This is a genomic window from Pseudomonas cyclaminis (assembly GCF_015163715.1).
Classification (GTDB): domain Bacteria; phylum Pseudomonadota; class Gammaproteobacteria; order Pseudomonadales; family Pseudomonadaceae; genus Aquipseudomonas; species Aquipseudomonas cyclaminis.
Genome location: NZ_JADDUM010000041.1, coordinates 37628 through 54195, shown reverse-complemented (window position 1 = coordinate 54195; position 16568 = coordinate 37628). Strand labels below are relative to the sequence as shown.

Genomic DNA, 16568 nt, shown 5'->3' with positions numbered 1-16568 from the left:
CTTTTCGCAGGCATTAAAAAACCCGCCGTAGCGGGTCGTGTGCTAAAACTGCTCAAGGGGGAGGATCTAGGTCATTTTTAATCTTGAACCTAACCATCCCCCATGATCCGTATTTGGCTATTTCAGAGCGAACGATGGGGACGATCTTTTCTTTCCCCAGCTTGTCCAGGTAGTACATCACGTCCTTGTGAGCATCTACCTCTGACTCAAGGCAGATATACATGAGTCCGGCATTTGTAGTGCCGCGCCTGGTTGAGCGCTCATAGCAAAACGGATAGGACGCTTTCGTATAGAAATCCTCTCGATTCTCGCTATCTAGGCGAACCACCTCACCGATCCATTTCACATGATTTGCGAGGCAGCTTGAGAGTTTTTTATCATCAAGCACACCTCTTGAGGTTGACTCGTATCGACAGATCGAATCCGAATCTACTGAAAGAGCCTGCTGACTTTTAATCTCTGGGAGTGCCGCAATAGCGCTGCAAGAAAACAATAAAAAGCCGATGCAGAATTTTGTGTTCAAGGTCAGATATTCCTTCTCTGTATGCTCGCAATCTATCAGATAGAGAAAACTCTCACCATCGAGGGACTACCTCACGAACTGCTGCCCACGCATGTAGGAGGTGTTGACGGACGCGGCGGCCTCGCCGCGAGTGATAACTCCGTTGCGATTCACGTCCAGGCCTGAGTTTGCTGCGTACTCGCGCTGGTATGGGCCGCTATCACGCTCCCACATCACATACGAATCCGGCCGCCCCACTGCCGCAGGCCAAAGGACTGCCAGGTAAGCGTCACCAAGGTTACGGATACGGCCCGCGTACGGCTTGTAGTACGCCTCCACGTAGTCGAGCTGACGGACAGCGGTCATCCGTGCAAGCTGGGCAGTGGATGTGCCGACACCGCGCGCCGAAGCCTCCAGTAACTGAATGAGGCCTGTTGCGGTGCTGCCTGGGTTTCTTGCTGCCGGGCTGAACGTATAGCCCGTCTCGAACCCCATCACGGCCATGAGCCAGTTCGGGTCAAAGGACAGCTGGTCGCATATCTCCCGCACCTTTACCCGGAACGCCTGGTCAACCCTGGCACCCCATATCAGTTTCCCGTTTTGCGGCGTTGCGGTCTCGGTTGCCGCCGGCGTTGTGCCGGCGCGCAGGCCGTCGATCTCGGTTCGCCAAAGGTCACTGTGCGAATCGCCGGAATGCTTCATGGCGAAAATGTTGTACTCGCCGTTTGCGCTGGCATCACCGCTCAGCTCGGATACGAAGAGGTTGCCGGTGTTGAATGTGGCGAATTCGCTCTCCACATCGATGCGACCATTTGCCCTGAGCGATGGATTCAACTGGACTGAGACGAACACGCCAAGACCATCAGGCCCCCTGGACACCTCTGGAATCCCTATCATTCCATTGAACTGATCAACCTTCACCATGGTGGTGACGCGCAACATGTTCGGTTTGGTTACGATTATCCGGCCGCGATCCTGCAACCACTGAAATTTATATGCGTATGCCAATGCATTCATCGCGGAAGGAATATCGCCGTCAACGACGAGCCCAGACGATAGCGGCTTCGCGTCGGAAAACTGAGCGTTGTCGATATCGATAGGCAGCGGCCATGAAGCAGCAAGGGCGCGAAGTACTTCTTCTACCCTTGCACCGACGCCAAACGATAGCTGAGAGGAAGCTCGGTCAACGGCAGGCTGTCCAGACCGGCATATTAATCGCGTGATTATTTCAGGTGCGCCTGGCTCCCTCTCCCGTAGTACGTTGGTCACAAAGCCAGTGAAAATCGCATCGACGTTATCGTTGTATCCAGCCCGCAACACGATGCTCGAGCGCTGGGTAATAGCAGACCCCTTGTTCATGTTGTAAAGCCGTATGTCAGCATAGGAAATCACATTCTGTGGAGCTATATCGACGCTAAACTGGATGCGGAACTGCCGGCGCCCGGACTGAAGCCCGATGTAGGGCTGGCCGTTCACATCGATTGACCAAACACGCTCTCTCATGTTTCCACCAATGGAGGTATCCAGACGAGGAAGTTGTCGATGCCCAGGTTGTCCAGGGTCACGTCTTTGCCGGTGAACACCATCTGACCGATAGCGGTCCGGTAGCTTTGGATGATGTCGCTGCCCGGCTCAAGCATTGCACCGGCCACGATGCGGCTGCCGTCACGCAGGAGGTTCATTGACCATGCCGGCACATCCAGGTAGGAGATGAAGTCAATTTCAAAGTCGATTAGGTTGTCACCGAGCTGTACGCCAAAACGCTGGTGAGCGTTGGCGGCACCGGCGCGCAGCGGGATGGTGTACATCAGACGACTCCGTCAAGGATTCCGTTTACCGACTTCGAAACGCTGTCGGATGCTTCTTTGGCGATTGCCTGGCCGCGGTTGATGGCGCGAGTCAGCGCCGACTTTGACGGATCTCCGTCACGCAGCTGATCAGGCGTGCACTGGTAGTCCCGCTGGATACGGTCCAGGTCGATGACCTCCTGCATCTCCACGACGAACTCCAGGCCTCCCTCGTTGCGCGGCTCCTTTGTCCGGGACAGGCGCGTGATGGCCATGTTCTTCAGCAGGATGTCGCCGGCGTCGATGTCGAAGGGGTCGTACGACTTCATCAGCCAGATCAGGAAGTCGAGCGTGGTGCTTGCCCTGGTTTCATCGCTGCCGGCCAGCCAGCCAGCCGACAGACCAGCCACCGTCGATACGATGGGGTTGTCAGTCAGGTTGGAAAGCGCGCCGCCGAGAAAGTCCGTCAACTGAACCTTGACCGGGTTGTTGCTGATTGCCCCGGTCATTGTCCACTTGAAAGGGTTCAGGATGCGGTGGTCGGAGATCCTCACGCCCGACTCAATCGGGATGGAGGTGATCGTCACCGTCGCCTCGAACGTGTCCTCCAGCACCGCGTCGAACGAGTAGCCAGCAATGGTCGGGGCTTTGCGCGTGAAGATGTTGATGATGCTCACGGCTATCGCTCCGTAGTGGTCTTCAGGTCGCCAAGGGTTTCGTAGTTTTGGCGCTCGTTGACCTGGTTGATCTTCGTTTCCAGGGCCTGGCCGTCGAGCTCTAGCGTGATGCCCAGCTGGTTTTTCACGTTGATAGGGGTACGAGCCAGTACACCGGCAAGCACCTCAGCTGAAGCCTGCCGGTCTTCTTCCGGCGTGGTTCCGCTGGTAGGTGGCATGCTATCTGAGGCTGACCTATGCCCGAACATATCGCTATCCGGGTCGTACCGAACCTCGTTGGCCGCTCCGTCTCTACGGTCAAGATAATCGACATCCTCTTGGGTCCGCTGAACCTGGCCCGAATATACGTCTGACTTGGCCCTGTCGACGCCGAAGAGCTTGTCGAACATCGGGTCAATATAGGGCGTCATGAGGTCGGCCAGGCTGATTGCCATGCCAATTTGCCCAGCGCCTTTCAATGCCCCGCCTAGACCTGTAAGCCCGATCTTTGAAAGGCCAGCGCCCGCGACCGCTGCCGCCGCACCTACACCCACCCCAGCTGTCGCCTGAGGATTCTCGGCCAGAGCATCTACACCCTTGCTGATCTCTGGTCGGTATTCCTTGAGGAAGTTGTTCACTCCGGCAGTAGCGCCGATAAGGCTTGGCAGAAACTTATCAGCCAGCTCGTTCTTGACGCCTTCGATGATCAGGCCGAGTTGCGCCGAGTTGTCCGCAAGCTTCCTGCTGTTCTCGGTGAGTTGATCGACACTGCCAGTCAGCGCATTGGCTCGCTTCATTGTCTCGTCGAGCTTTTCAACACCACCGGCGAGCGAGCGGAACACACCATCAGACAGCCCGAGCGAGCTTTGAACCTGCGCGCGCTGCCCCTCGTCCAGCTTAGGGATCATGTCCGCGAGGGCGCGCATGAACTCTTCGCCAGTATTCGTCTGATACAGCGAACTGACATCAATGCCGGCGGTGGCCAGGTCATTGATAGGGCCAGCATCACCCTTGAGGCGCAGGTTGTTCTGGATCTCTTCAAAATGCGCCAGGGTCTCAACAGCATCCGCCGCATCCCCGCCCATCAGTTTCAAGGCGTTACCGTAGTTGTACACGGCCGCCTGAGACGTGCGCAGGTTCTGCGTGGACATGGCCAGCTTGTCTACGCGGTTGGCCACACCAACGATAGCGCTGGCGCCTGCGCCGAATGCCCCGACGAGGGCCGCCGATATGCCAAGTGCGTTCGACTTGATCCCATTGAGGCTGGCGCCAATCTTCTTGTCGCCGGCCTCCAGGGCCTTAGTGTCATAACCGATGCCGATCAGGAATGACTTCAGTACTTTGCTAGCCATTCTTCGCAGCCTCGTATTGATCCCACAGCTCATCCATGGCCTGGTTGAAGCGCTCTACGCTGGCTAGGGAGTAGGTTCCATCTTCAAGTTGCGCCCAGGTGCACAGCGGCGGGCACACGCCAACAATCCCGACACACGGGCGCATCAGGTACCAATTTACTGCGCTGCGCTTTCCGCGCCCGGCTGCCTTGGGCCTTTTTCGCCGCTTGGCAGCCAGTCGAAAAAATCGGATAGATTCCAGCGCAGAGCTTCGGCCAGCAACTGGTTGTACTGCACCATCTTGCCGCCGAAGTCGGCGACGGTGACCGGCCGCTCGGTGCCATTGATGAGCACCTTGCCCATCAGCACGTTTGCAACCTGGGTCTTTACGTCCTGACGCATCGACATGAACATCGAGCAGAGCACCCGGTCATCAACCTCAATGCCCGCCTGCGCGGCCGTGGCGAATCGCTCCAGCACGGCACCGGACAGAAGTGACATCAGGCGGTCTTGATCGACTGCGCTGGCCATGGCGGCGTTGTACTGCACGCCGCCAATTGTGAATGGTTTCACGCTCATCTATCAGCCCCTTGTCGCTTCCCAGATGTTGAACTGCATCGTGAACTGGTCGTCCGTGATGGTTGAACCGGCCCGGCCGCGCTGGCCGTCGTTCACGATCACGCCTTCCGAGCCAAGCGCTGTTTCCAGCGTGCCGATCTGGGTGAAGGTCAGCGTGATGTTCGCGTTCGAGTTCAGCAAGCCCTGCACGTATGCAGAGTCAGACGAGCCCGGGTTGAGGTAAACGTTCACCTCGCGACCAGGGTTTTGGCGGTCGAGACGGACGGCGTTCCCGCCCTGACCTCGGCGCAGCTGGCTGCGAGGATCGATCGGCGCGTCCGTATACGGGGTAGCGGTATCGCCCCAGTCTTGGATCTGCCGGCCATTGATGGTGACGACGGTAAGGTCGTTCGAGAAATTACTCAGGCTCATGGGTCACCTATCAATAAACGTCGAGGTCAACGTCAACAATGTGGATGGCGCCGGCGCGGAACAGGCGGATACGCAGCGGTGCGGACTTGCGGGCGTTACGGTCGGCTTCCGACAAATCGAGGATGTCCTCGGGCTTAGTCAGGATCTCGAAACCGATGGTGTACTTCTCGAGCCCGTCATCCGGGTCGATGTAGTTGCGCGGGCCCAGGTATCCGTTATTGATGAACTGCTGCATGGTTGCTCGGGCGGCGCCGATCAAAACAGCCTGGCCGACCGGGGTCTGGGCAAGCTTGGTGGTCTGGTTGGCCACTGCGTTGTAGAGAGATGTGGTCAGGTAGTTGACGCATGCATCAAGGTTCACAACATCGTCGATGAACTCGCCGTAGGTGCTGTGCGTGATCGTATTCAACCATCGGCCAGAGTCTGTCGATCCTTGGTTATCCACGACGGTGTAGAAGACTGCCTTCTTCTTCGCATCCTGCATCGCCGTGTAGGCAGTGCCTTGAAGGCTCTCTGCGGGCACGCCTGGCGACTTTTTGAACTCGCCGGTGATGGTAGAGCGGTCTGCGCTGTAGTTCACCGCAGCGAAGTGCTTGGCCAAGGCTGACCCGGAGTAGGCATCAGTGGCGTGCGCAGCAGTGAACGCATGCCGGAAGCCGGCAGTAGTCAGCGCGCTCGCCACGTCAGTGGTCAACGCAGGGTTGCGAATTTCAACAACTGCTGCGCCGGTCTGATTGTCGATGAACATGCTGGTGTTGTCTTCGCACCATTGGGCGATAGCCAGCACGTCCGCCTTCACTGCCAGGATAGGCGCTGTCCACATGGTCCAGTACCACCAGAGCAGGTTGCGAGCCTTGTTCAGTGTCTGCACGCGGGTGGTATCAGCGGTGGCCACACCATAAACTTTCAGTTCGCGGGTGGCAGGAGTTCCGCCAAGCCAGCGCTGAGCCGCTTTGTACGTATCGGTCGTGTCCGCGAAATCAACAGACAGCGCAGCGAGGGTGAAATAAGTCCGGTACGTGTCCGGAAGGAAACCTACTGGCAGTCCGACCTGCGGCGCGAACAACATGGCGCTGGCAAAGTTCGCATTGCCCAGGCCTGCCGGGCTGATCCGGGCATTAATCCGGATGATGTTGGTAGCAGGATAGCTCACTGTGCTAGCTCCAATGGGTTATGTGGGATCGACTTCCACGGTGAAGGTCTGGATGACCTGCGCTTTTTCGTTCTCGAGGGCCACAGTGGCACTCAGGATGTTGTTGGCGACCGGCAGGCTGCTGGCCTCGTACATCAGGCGGATGGTGATCTGCGCCCGCGGCTCGAAGTTGGCCGATTGCAGGCTGGTCAGGTTGTTGACGGCATCGGTGCTGTTCCAGCCTATCTTGGCCTTGAACAGCATCATGCTAACGTCCGGCCGCTTGTTGGCCTGCTTCAGGCGCTCGGCGTACATCAGGGCCTCGCCGCGGTAGAAGTTGACGCTGGCCGAGCACATGATCTGCGCTCGCACATCGACCTCCACCTGATCACCAGGCACGTTGCGCGAAACGATGTTGGCCTGGCCGCGCTCACTGACCGACTGCCTGGGCGTGATCGTCGCGTAGGCGCCCTTTGGCGCAGGCATGCTGCCAGGACCGACCTGATCGGCCAGCAGGCACTCAGGAACACCGGTCGCCAGCATCACAATCGGGCGCAGCTTCTTGAATAATTCTTCGTTTGTCATGCTGGGCCGCCCGACTGATCGTCGATTCTGGTGACGATGACCTTGCAGTAGTTCCGCCACCAGCGGTTGTCGCACTTGACCGACTTCCACTGCTGCCCCAGAAATTCCCAGGTTCCGGTTTGGTCTATGCCCTGCATTTCGCCCTGATTGATGTAGATGCGCCGAACATCAACAATCCGCTCACCTGCGCGCTGGACAAAATCTATCTCGCGGTCGCTGGCTGGCTGGATATTCACCACGTATGGAGACGCAGCAGATGGCGACGCCACCCAGATACCTTCGACCCACGCCCCGGCTGTCGGGGTGCGACTTGCCGGTACGCTCTCGAACACGCCATCGATCTGGCCCTCCATATTCAGGCTCATTCGAGACCCTCCGATGCGGGACCAATGGAAACTTGGTGGGTGACCGACTGGCGCATGGCGCCGGTATCGATCAACGGGTTGCTGCTGCCCTTCTTGCGAATGGTCGATGCGGCATTTGGCGGTGTCTTCAGATCGGTCATGTAGACCTTCACCTTGCCTGCGGCCACCACACCGACCGCCTCGAGGATCTGGTCCATCGACTTGCCTGCCTCCATACCATCCTGGATGGTCAGCAGCACCTCAGGCGTTGCGCCCGCGACCCCTGGCTCAAGCCATGGCCTGGCCGGGATGTTGATGGTGTGCGCCTGGGTCACGCCCAGCTCCATGTATCCCTTGCCGGTCTTGAGGAAGCGAACCTCATCGCGGTCGGCAGCAGCTTTGCTGGCGTAGCCGTACGATGTTCCGCCCGGGTGCTTGATGTCTGCGCCGAACTCGTTGATAGCGCCAAGACTGGCCATGGTCAGGTCACCCGACTCAACGTCGCCGGCTTCCTCATGGATGCCGACGGTGACAACCTTGTTCGACTTCAGCGCGTTCAGCTCTTTCGCCAGTTCATCCTGCAGCTCCTGAAAGCCCTGGATGTCGAGAGTGATCATCTAAACCGCCTTAGCACCCATACCGGCGCGCTTCTTAAGCCTGTAGAACTGTTGGCCGTAGTTGGTGTAGGTGAGCCAGTCGGTGCCCGCGTCCATCATCTGCGGCACTCGGTAGGCGATCGATTCGTCGCCGACCGACTTCTGGGCCACGTTGAGGCGGGCCTCGGAGTTGGGCGTGCCGTTTGCGCCGAGCGTGGCAAAGTTGGTCGCCAGCCAGTGGGCTGCGAAGTACTGCATGCCACGCCACTTGAAGTTGTCGCAGGTCAGTTCGAGAGCGCCCCAACGGCTTGAGCCTGTCTCGGTACCTGCCTCGCAAAGGGCCTCAACGATGTACTCGTCGGGCCACTTAACCGGATCTGCGAAAGCCTTCAGAACTGGATTGCTGCGGAAAGCCGCAATCATCTCGGGGGTGATTATCATGGGCTCTCCGGTATGAATGAGTGGGCGCTAGGCGCCCGGGTGTTACTCGCCCTTGGCAGCCTTGGCTTTGGCGATTTCGGTGCGGAGACGCGGAGCGCCCCAGCGGCCGACTTCGATGCCGAGCTCTTCGGCTTCAGCACGCAACGCTTCGATATCGTCGTCGCCCTCATCATCGTCTTCGATTTCCAGCTCGTCAGCGCCAACGCGGCGCAGGTCGCCGCTCTTCAGCAGAGCCTTGACGAAATCGATCTTGGCTGCAGCGTCTGGCACTTCGACCGCTGGGTTTTCGCCTGGCAGGATCGGGTAGCTTGTTTCAGTGCCATCCACAAGGTGGTTGATGGTGATCAGTCGTGCTGCTTCGTTCTTCAGGAACATGTCGAATCCTCGCCCGGAATCATTGGCCGCCGCCCCGGGCATAGCGGAGGCGGCCATGGATCGGCTGGTTAGAACTGGTCGCGGTACGCGCCAGAGAACGGATAGCGGAATTCAACACCGCTGATCTTGTACTCGCACGGCACGTTGACCTTGAGGTTCCACATCTGCGGGGCCAGGGAGCGCCACGGGATCGGCACCTGCATGCCCAGGTTCTCGTCGTTCAGCTCGTAAGCAACAATACGGTCCTTGTTGCCGTTGGACACGCCGGCGGCGGCCAGCTGAGCAGCGGACAGTTGCAGGCGGCTGAAGATGTTGATCGGACGACCGGTCAGAGCGGTGTACTGGTTGTTGGTGCGGAAGTACTCCAGCATCGTCTTGTCGGTGATGGTGCCCATCCGCTTGTTCGAGATGAACGCGAAGCGCGCAGCATCCAAGATGATCGTGTCTGGCAAGTGAACAGTGGCCGAGTTGAGGTAGACATCAACCAGGATCTTGTTCAGGTCGGCGACGATCTGGTCGCCGGTAGTAGCAGCGTTGTACCAGTCCAGAGTGGAGTTCGACAGCGCCAAGTTGGCGTTGTTGAACAAGCCGGTCATGCCGCGAGCGGCGTCACCGAAGTAAGCCACGCGCTGGGTGTGTTCCTGGGCGCCACGGAAGGCCAGTTTAGCCTTGGTAGTGTCCAAGGGAATGCGCATCTGCTGCGACTTGCGCAACTCGTCCAGGCTGTAGCTGTACTTGTTGCCGGCGTAGCCGATAGGAACGGTCGACTTGTTGGCGTTCAGCGTTACGTCTGGCAGGTCGTCAGCGCTGGCGCCGATGAATTTTCCGAGAGTCACGCCGTCGTAGCTGATGTAGTCCCACTGATCGACCCACTCCGGCAGGGAGGTATCGACCGGGATCAGTTCCATGTAGTTGATCGCGGCGTACTTAGCCTCGTAGATACGAGATTCCAGGCTCGCCAGTTGGCTGATGTAGAACGCCAGGCCGTCGTCGAGGGTCGGGAGACCGTCGTTGAAGGTCACTTGGTATGCATCGCGGCCGATCTGGTGCGCGATAGCGGCATCGATGGCTACGACGATTTTCTTAAGCTGAGTCATGTCGATTAGCCCCCGACCTTCAGAGAAATTTTAGCCAGTGCGCCGGCGCCGGCGGTGCTGACCCATTTGGCGTTAGGGATCAGGACTGCCAGAGTGGCAGCAGCGCCGACCACGTTGGAGAACTGGCCCTGGTTGGTGCCGGTACCGTCGCCGACGACCAGGTACACCGGGTCATCCTTGACGACTGCTACGCGAGCAGTCACCCAGATAGGCGCCATGGTCTCGACGGTCATGTCGCGTTTGGCGACAGCGCCGAACACGTCGGTCGAGGTGTAGGCACGGTTCAGCTCGCGCTTCACGACGCCGATGAACTGGGCGGCGGTCGAAGCGGCTACCGGCAGCTTGGCGCCGTCGTCACCGTCAGTGACCACGCCCAGGCCGTAGGCGATGTTGACGGTACCCTTGTTGACCTTGGAGACGCCGTTGGACACTTCGCCATCAGCGACCATGCCCGCGTACGCGACGCCGTGGTTGATTGCGTTACCACCTTGAACTGGCATGGTTAGGCTCCTTTCTGTTTGTGGGCACCGGACAAGCTTTGCTTGTGCGCCTGGTATGGGGTCTGTGCGGCGTCGGTGGTAGCGGCCGGGTTCGCGCCGTCCTTAGCCAGCTGCACGAACTGGGCGAAGAGCGCGGCAGTGTCACCAGTTGGCGACTTGACCTTTTTATTGCCGTTCTCGTCCTTGTCCTTGTCTTCTTCGTCATCATCCTTGTCGGACTCAGCATCGAAGGCGTACTCGACATAGCCAGCAGACTTGTCGCCCCACGCCATTTTCGGGCGCTTGACGGCCAGGGCGGCGCGCTTGATTTCGATCACGTCGAGGCTGTCGCAGGTGAAACCGTCGCCTGCGACCTTTCGGGCCAAGGCCTGTGTTTCGCTGATGGCCTTGACGCGCTCGCCAATTGCGACATCGCCCGAAGCTTTGCGGGCCTCGGCCAGGTCTTCGGCAGCCTTGTCAGCGGTCGCCTGGGCCTTATCAGACTTGGTTTCCGCATCAGTGGCACGCTTCAGCAATCGGTCGAACGAGTCGGCGACCACTTGGGCGTTCGCAGGATCAGCAACATCAACGCTGCGCCCGCTATCGGTGGTGATAAGTACAGGCATTGTGTTGCCTCCTGGGTTGTGGTCAAAAACGCGAGCATTGGCGCCCGCCCTTGCTCTTTCTACGATCGCGACGTGGTTGATCTTGATGTCGCGCTGGATGTAGTCGTATGCCTGGCCGTCCTCGGTCACCCCTGGGGTTTCGTCGTAGACAGCGGTATATCCGGCGGACAGCTCGCACTTTCCGCCAATGATCTCGTCGATGGTCTTCTGATCTTTAACGATCAGGTCGCACACCACGAAGTCGCCATCTCGGCGCCCTGGTCCGCGCACCACACCAACCGCCACGCCCTTGTAGGTAAGCGCCGTGACCAGCAGGGGCGGATGAGGACTTGTGATGTCGGAGGCGTCGTATGTGTTAAGTGAGGCGTCGTTGAAAACCTCTTCCTCAGGGCGGTACACGCGAACAACCCGCATCGGGTCGCCGTCGAGGCCAAGCTCTCGGGCCAGGTATTCCTGAATCCCGGTGCGGGCCACACGGCCTGGCACCTTGAGGAACCCCTCATCGGTGTACTCTCGCTGGGTGATGCGATACCCAGCCCGGTCGAAAACCGTGCACTTCATGTTGCGGCCTCGCGGATTGGATGAATTAGCGGTAGACGCCCGGCGCTGTCTTGCCTGCGTCTTGGTTGGCCTTGACCTCGCGTGCGCTCACTGGGCGCGCGATGCATCGGCACTGATAGTCGGAGCCGGGCTTGATCGGCTTGCCGTCGGAGCTCAGCGGTAGGTCGTCCCAGCGGTAAATCCCTTTGCCGTAGGCGGTGACCTTGTTGGCGATCTCCGAGTGACGGTGCCGGACACGGCTGTCGTCGGAGTCGATCCACTGGAAGTACTCGAAGCCGGCGCCCTTCTGCTGCTTCTCAGCCAGCTCGCCGTTGATCTTCGATGTCTGGTCGCGGGCGATCATCTTGGCGCGGCGCTGAGTCACGCCGAATTGTTCTTGCAGCGCCTTCTCAATGAAGCCAGGCCTCATGCCGGAGCGCATGTTCGCCATTACCAGCGTCTGCACCTCTTCCAGGTACTTGGCCGGGATGGACTTGATGAGCTGGGCGTTCTGCTGGGCCGAGGCCTTCAGGTAGTCCTGCATCACGCTGGAGCCGCTGAACACGTCGATACCGGCTGACTTGCCAAGGTCGCGCTCGGACTTCTTGAGCGACGACTGGACGAACTCGGCGGCCATACGGTTGGCGCCCGAGCTGACCCGCTCCGACTGCCACTTCTGCATTAGGCGGGACATGGCGCTCAGGATCAGGTCCGACCAGGCGTCAGTGGTTGCTACGGCGTCCTGCGTGTACTCCGGCGCAAGCTGGCGAATCAGCGGCATCACCTCCTTGGCAATGTCCGCTTTGATCTGTTTCACCAGCCGCTGCAGCTTGGCGTTGTACTGGATGCCGATCATGTTCATGAATCAGCCTCGCGGTACCGGCGGTGGCGCCTTTGGTGCAATCAGTGGGCGCCTTGGGGGCTCGACGCCGTGGGCGCGCATCTCTTCGAGCGACGGGTTCTGGTTGAACGGCAGCCCCAACTTACGTTTCAGTTCGCTGATCGTCATCGTTCTCGTCCACCGGGTCATTGAACATGGTCAGGTCCTCATCAGCCTCCAGCGCTTCGATCTTCTTGTCGTCGAACTGGTAGAGCTCTTCGGCCTGTAGGCGGCGCATGATCTGGCTTGGCAGCACGATGCCGGCGTCCTTGTACAGGATGTCGGTCTCGGCCTTGGCCTTGTTGGCCTGGGCGATCTCGACCAGGTCAGGCTGTTGGAATGGGTTCCAGACGTAGTTGAAGTCTTTCAGCCAGCCGCCAGTCGCCGAGCGCACCAGCACCTCGTCGAGCTGGCGCAGGCCTGGGTCAATCTGCGTCAACCGCTTCGAGGACAGCGAGTTGAAGTAGTTGTCCATGTCCCCCTCGCCAGTGGCGTTTAGGCCTTTGGCGGAGGTGCCGAACAGGCGGGTGAGCGGGATGTCCGCCGCACCGCTGATCCAGGTCATGAGCAGGTCGAGCACCGGAGCAACCCCGGACAGGTCCAAGGTCTTGCGGTCGTAGGTCTCTTCACCGTCCAGCAGCGCCAGGTTGATCGAGGACTTCATCATGCTGAACAGGGCGTATCGCGCCGTGATGGCGTCGTCCTGATCGCTTGCCAGCTCATCCGAGAGGCCATCACGCTTGATGATGTCGACGTTCGCTTCCTGCATCAGCTCGGCGATGCCGTCCTTGCTGGCGACGATGTCCATCACGTCATCCATGCACTTGCGCAGCTCTGAGTCGCCCCAGCCTTGTGTCTGTGCGCGCTGGCGGCGTGGCAGCTTGGCACCGGCGAACCGGGCAAAGTGCGTCCAATGGATCATCTGGGCGCCGGCGGCGATGGTGTAGAACTCCGGCTGCAAGTAGTTCGCGGCCAGGATGTTGGTTTGATTCAGGTCCATCGCCGTCATGTCGAAGCGGTCGATGACCAGCAGGCGGTACAGGTCGCCCTTCTTGATCTTCTCCGGCTTGAGCGGCTTGGTCAGGTCCTGATTGGTCAGCATGAGGATGCCTGCGCCACCGTACAGGCGAGCCCAGCTCGTCGCCTCACTGACCATGGCAGGCAGGTTCAGCCGGTCTTCCTCGGCCCGGATCACGTCCGCGTCATCGCACTTGAGGGTGCGCCACTCGCGGGTCATGTCCTCGGCTGGGTAGTCCACGATCGCCCGGGCAAGCCAACTGGTCTGGTATGCAGCATCCAGCTGCTGGAAGTCATTCAGGAACCCGTACTGGAACTGGTTGTGGGACCGCTTGGCCTTCTGCGTGCCCAGGCCGGACACGACGTTCACCAAGCCATCACTCGACGACTTGATCTGTGCCTCGTACTTCTGAGCGGCCCGAACAAGGGCTTTGCCCAGCTTTTTGTCTGCTGGCACTAAGCCCTTCTTGCTCATGGGGTCACCGATTGGGTTATAGGAGGTCGCGGATCGATCGTTTGCCCTTGATGTAAACCTCGGACAAGGCGTCGATCATCACGTCGGTCTGGTCGTCGTACTTATGGCTGTCGTCGGCGGTGAAGGATGCGACCTCACACACGAACTCGTAGTTTTGGTTGTCGTCGTAGGGTAGGCAGACCAGCTTGGCGGCGTGAAAGCCTTGCACGTCAAGGGCGCGGGTCAGCTTGTCGCGGTCCCGAGGAACCGGCGTCACCTTGAGCGGCAGGCGCTTCTCCATCTCCTGGATAAGGCCGGTGCCGCTTGATTTGTCCTCGACGTAGACCCGACGCAGGATGCCGTTGGCCTTACCGTTCTTCGCCCAGGCGCCTTTGACGAACGCCTCGAACTCACGGCGCAGCGTCTTGGCGTCCATCCGCCCGCGCTTCATGCCAACCCGGTATATGCGGCCCTCGGCCACGCCCCACTCACCAAACACAGTCCAGTCGTTCCAGGTGTTGGTCTTCTGGGCGGTGTCGGCGGTGATGAAGCGGTAGTCGAACTTCTCCGGCACTGGCAGATCAGCACCAGCATCCACGTCGCCGTAGTACTGGAAGTCGTCAGCCGAGAAGATCCCACCGTCCAGCGTGTCAGGGTCTTGCATGTACTGGCTGCTGAATGTGTACGGGTGAGCCGTGCGGAGCGCTATCAGGTCGTGAACGCTTTCCTTGGCCGGCCAGTAGGACCAGTAGCCGTCTACCTGCTCAGACCCACACACGCTCTTGATGCAACGTTCGCGGATGCCGTCAGGCAGTGAGTCGATGTATTCCTGGTTGACCAGGGCCGGGATCTTGATATGCAGGTCTATCTTCAGACCCATGCCGCCAGAAAGCAGGAACGCGGTCGAATCGTCGATGTGTCCGCGCTGCTGGATGGCAACGAACGGCGTGCCGCTGTGCGCCTTCCGGCTGCGCAGGGTGTTCACCAGCCGCGTGTGCGACTTGCGGCGCTTCGCCTCACTGAAGAGGTCGTCGATCTTGTCCCAGTCATCCGCCTGGATGTGGCCGCTGTACTCGTCGCCCATGTAGCCGCCACGGACACCGGTGATCTGCCCACCGCTTGAACGGCTGAACAGTTGGTGTACGCGCTTCCCTTCCTTGGCGAGCGTCCAGTCGTCTACCTTGTCCTTCTCGATATCGAAGGGATAGAACTCGCGGAACTCGGCGGATTTGACCAGGGCGCGGCTGCGCTCGCTGTTCTCGTCTACCAGGCTCTTGGAATAGCTGGTGTTCAGGATGCGCACCCGGCGGTGCTTAACCATCGTGTACACCGGCAGGTGCACAGACCAGAACTCGGTCTTGGTACCGCCTGGCGGGATGTTCACGACGATGTTCTGCGCGTCACCGGCAAGCATCTGGCGGGCGGCGTAGTCGAAGTAGTGGTGGTGCCAGTTCGTCCTGAAGCTGTCGCCCTGCGTGATGTTGAACCACAGGCTGGTGAAGGCTAGGGGGCTATGCTCGCCGGCCGCGACCAAGGCGGAGCGCTCAGCGTGGCTCAGCGCGTCCCACTCGATCGGTTTGATAGCCATCAGTCCACCAGCTTGTCTACCAGGGCTTTAACCAGCTCGGCGTCAATCGGGCGGTCCTTTGCGGGAGTCATCGTCCCGTCGGTCGAGCTGAGATCTACCTGCTGCTTGTTGGTGTAGGTGCCACCGGTTTCTTTGGCGGCCTGCTCCAGCAGCTGAGCAGCGAGCGCGATGTTCTTCATGTTCTCTGCGCGCTCGGCCATTCGACCAAGGGCCCGCAACCTGAATGCCCGGTTCGCGATCGGTATGTCTGCTGTGTCGTCACGGAAACGCTTGCGGGTGTCCTCGAACAGCGTCACCCAGCGCTTCGCCAGGAACTTGCCGGAGATCTTCGTGGGGTCGTGCGATTCAACCTTCTGCCGCGTGATGGCCAGCCCGAATTCCTTTTGGACCAACTCAGCCACTTGTGACGGCGTATCGAAGCAAGCCAGAGCCTGCACGATAAAGGCCTTCACTTCGTTTTGAAGGATTGCCATAGATTCTCACCTGTCTGGTGCCTGTCCAAAATCAGGCCAGCTTGAGCAGGCAGGTTCCGCAGGCCCTCGATATGTTCAATTTACCCACCTCAGCGGGCTTGTTTGCAGCATCGACCAGCACCTGGACATCAGGGCTTGCCCCATAACGACGGACGACACCGACAAACTCCTCGACGTCGTGTCCGCGCATCTCAAGCTTGGGCAGGCCTTCCTGAGTGAACCTGGGTGCGCTGTACTGATCTGTCGCCTGGGCTATGTGGTAAAGCTCATGCTCTACCAGGGCGCAGAAGTCGGTGTCACTGCACTCGGCGCAGTAGTCAGCAGCCAAGGTGATGATGTAGGCCGGCACATCGCCGAACCAATCACGCATCTGTTGCTCCATCCGTGCTTTCTGCCAACCGCCGGCGCGGAACGCTACCTGTTCGGCCTGGCCCAGGACTGTGCGGCCCTGCTTGGCGAAGCTCGACGAGGCCCACATGACCTGTATGTCTGCATCCAGTAGGTGGGAATGGTCTTCGTTGTGAATGCTGCCGGTGTCGGCAAGGATCTCGGCCTGCAGCCATTCCCACACTTCGGGCGCTGGCGTCAGTCGGATGCCGAAGTCGGATAGCTCGGAAGGCTCAAGCAATGACGCTGGAGGATATGGTCTATCCATGATCCTTAATTCTCCGCGCC

The 16568-nt window shown here is 59.6% G+C and carries 23 protein-coding genes; all 23 read right to left on the bottom strand.

Annotated features, from left to right (window positions below; all coding sequences use genetic code 11):
* Window positions 1-52: 52 nt before the first annotated feature.
* Window positions 53-523 (bottom strand): hypothetical protein, encoded by a 471-nt coding sequence (locus IQK56_RS07460; protein WP_193861907.1) that lies wholly within the window; start codon window positions 521-523, stop codon window positions 53-55.
* A gap of 66 nt (window positions 524-589) precedes the next feature.
* Window positions 590-2005, bottom strand: coding sequence for a baseplate hub protein (locus IQK56_RS07455; protein ID WP_193861906.1), 1416 nt, complete (start codon window positions 2003-2005; stop codon window positions 590-592).
* A complete protein-coding gene (locus IQK56_RS07450) occupies window positions 2002-2310 on the bottom strand; it encodes a phage baseplate plug family protein (protein ID WP_193861905.1) in 309 nt (102 codons plus the stop codon). The genes IQK56_RS07455 and IQK56_RS07450 overlap by 4 nt, the downstream gene beginning before the upstream one ends.
* The gene (locus tag IQK56_RS07445; RefSeq protein WP_193861904.1) at window positions 2310-2966 is read right to left on the bottom strand and encodes a phage baseplate protein; all 657 of its coding nucleotides are present in this window, start codon (window positions 2964-2966) and stop codon (window positions 2310-2312) included. The genes IQK56_RS07450 and IQK56_RS07445 overlap by 1 nt, the downstream gene beginning before the upstream one ends.
* Window positions 2967-2968: 2 nt before the next feature.
* Window positions 2969-4297, bottom strand: coding sequence for a hypothetical protein (locus IQK56_RS07440; protein ID WP_193861903.1), 1329 nt, complete (start codon window positions 4295-4297; stop codon window positions 2969-2971).
* A complete protein-coding gene (locus IQK56_RS07435) occupies window positions 4290-4442 on the bottom strand; it encodes a hypothetical protein (protein ID WP_193861902.1) in 153 nt (50 codons plus the stop codon). The genes IQK56_RS07440 and IQK56_RS07435 overlap by 8 nt, the downstream gene beginning before the upstream one ends.
* Before the next feature lie 11 nt (window positions 4443-4453).
* Window positions 4454-4855 (bottom strand): hypothetical protein, encoded by a 402-nt coding sequence (locus tag IQK56_RS07430; RefSeq protein ID WP_193861901.1) that lies wholly within the window; start codon window positions 4853-4855, stop codon window positions 4454-4456.
* 3 nt (window positions 4856-4858) lie between these two features.
* On the bottom strand, window positions 4859-5266 hold the full coding sequence (locus IQK56_RS07425) for a hypothetical protein (protein WP_108574112.1): 408 nt from the start codon (window positions 5264-5266) through the stop codon (window positions 4859-4861).
* Between the two features lie 10 nt (window positions 5267-5276).
* On the bottom strand, window positions 5277-6419 hold the full coding sequence (locus IQK56_RS07420) for a DUF3383 family protein (RefSeq protein WP_193861900.1): 1143 nt from the start codon (window positions 6417-6419) through the stop codon (window positions 5277-5279).
* 18 nt (window positions 6420-6437) lie between these two features.
* Window positions 6438-6983 (bottom strand): phage neck terminator protein, encoded by a 546-nt coding sequence (locus IQK56_RS07415; RefSeq protein ID WP_193861899.1) that lies wholly within the window; start codon window positions 6981-6983, stop codon window positions 6438-6440.
* The gene (locus IQK56_RS07410) at window positions 6980-7348 is read right to left on the bottom strand and encodes a hypothetical protein (RefSeq protein WP_193861898.1); all 369 of its coding nucleotides are present in this window, start codon (window positions 7346-7348) and stop codon (window positions 6980-6982) included. The genes IQK56_RS07415 and IQK56_RS07410 overlap by 4 nt, the downstream gene beginning before the upstream one ends.
* Window positions 7345-7944, bottom strand: coding sequence for a hypothetical protein (locus tag IQK56_RS07405; RefSeq protein ID WP_193861897.1), 600 nt, complete (start codon window positions 7942-7944; stop codon window positions 7345-7347). Before IQK56_RS07405 ends, IQK56_RS07410 begins: the two co-directional genes overlap by 4 nt.
* A complete protein-coding gene (locus IQK56_RS07400; RefSeq protein WP_193861896.1) occupies window positions 7945-8364 on the bottom strand; it encodes a DUF4054 domain-containing protein in 420 nt (139 codons plus the stop codon).
* Window positions 8365-8406: 42 nt separating this feature from the next.
* Window positions 8407-8739 (bottom strand): hypothetical protein, encoded by a 333-nt coding sequence (locus tag IQK56_RS07395; RefSeq protein WP_193861895.1) that lies wholly within the window; start codon window positions 8737-8739, stop codon window positions 8407-8409.
* 68 nt (window positions 8740-8807) lie between these two features.
* On the bottom strand, window positions 8808-9836 hold the full coding sequence (locus tag IQK56_RS07390) for a DUF2184 domain-containing protein (RefSeq protein WP_193861894.1): 1029 nt from the start codon (window positions 9834-9836) through the stop codon (window positions 8808-8810).
* A gap of 5 nt (window positions 9837-9841) precedes the next feature.
* The gene (locus IQK56_RS07385) at window positions 9842-10336 is read right to left on the bottom strand and encodes a structural cement protein Gp24 (protein ID WP_193861893.1); all 495 of its coding nucleotides are present in this window, start codon (window positions 10334-10336) and stop codon (window positions 9842-9844) included.
* A 2-nt stretch (window positions 10337-10338) separates the two neighbouring features.
* Window positions 10339-11502, bottom strand: a complete 1164-nt coding sequence (locus IQK56_RS07380) for a DUF2213 domain-containing protein (protein WP_193861892.1) — start codon at window positions 11500-11502, stop codon at window positions 10339-10341.
* A gap of 25 nt (window positions 11503-11527) precedes the next feature.
* Window positions 11528-12298 (bottom strand): phage head morphogenesis protein, encoded by a 771-nt coding sequence (locus tag IQK56_RS07375; RefSeq protein WP_341869493.1) that lies wholly within the window; start codon window positions 12296-12298, stop codon window positions 11528-11530.
* A 48-nt stretch (window positions 12299-12346) separates the two neighbouring features.
* Window positions 12347-12490 (bottom strand): hypothetical protein, encoded by a 144-nt coding sequence (locus IQK56_RS07370; RefSeq protein WP_193861890.1) that lies wholly within the window; start codon window positions 12488-12490, stop codon window positions 12347-12349.
* Entirely contained in the window at window positions 12465-13835 is a 1371-nt protein-coding gene (locus IQK56_RS07365; protein ID WP_193861889.1) for an anti-CBASS protein Acb1 family protein, read from the bottom strand. Before IQK56_RS07365 ends, IQK56_RS07370 begins: the two co-directional genes overlap by 26 nt.
* A gap of 34 nt (window positions 13836-13869) precedes the next feature.
* A complete protein-coding gene (terL, locus tag IQK56_RS07360; RefSeq protein ID WP_193861888.1) occupies window positions 13870-15420 on the bottom strand; it encodes a phage terminase large subunit in 1551 nt (516 codons plus the stop codon).
* On the bottom strand, window positions 15420-15893 hold the full coding sequence (locus IQK56_RS07355) for a DUF2280 domain-containing protein (protein ID WP_193861887.1): 474 nt from the start codon (window positions 15891-15893) through the stop codon (window positions 15420-15422). The genes terL and IQK56_RS07355 overlap by 1 nt, the downstream gene beginning before the upstream one ends.
* Before the next feature lie 31 nt (window positions 15894-15924).
* Window positions 15925-16548 carry a putative metallopeptidase gene (locus IQK56_RS07350; protein WP_193861886.1) on the bottom strand — a complete coding sequence of 208 codons (624 nt, stop codon included), beginning with the start codon at window positions 16546-16548 and terminating at the stop codon, window positions 15925-15927.
* Between the last annotated feature and the right edge of the window lie 20 nt (window positions 16549-16568).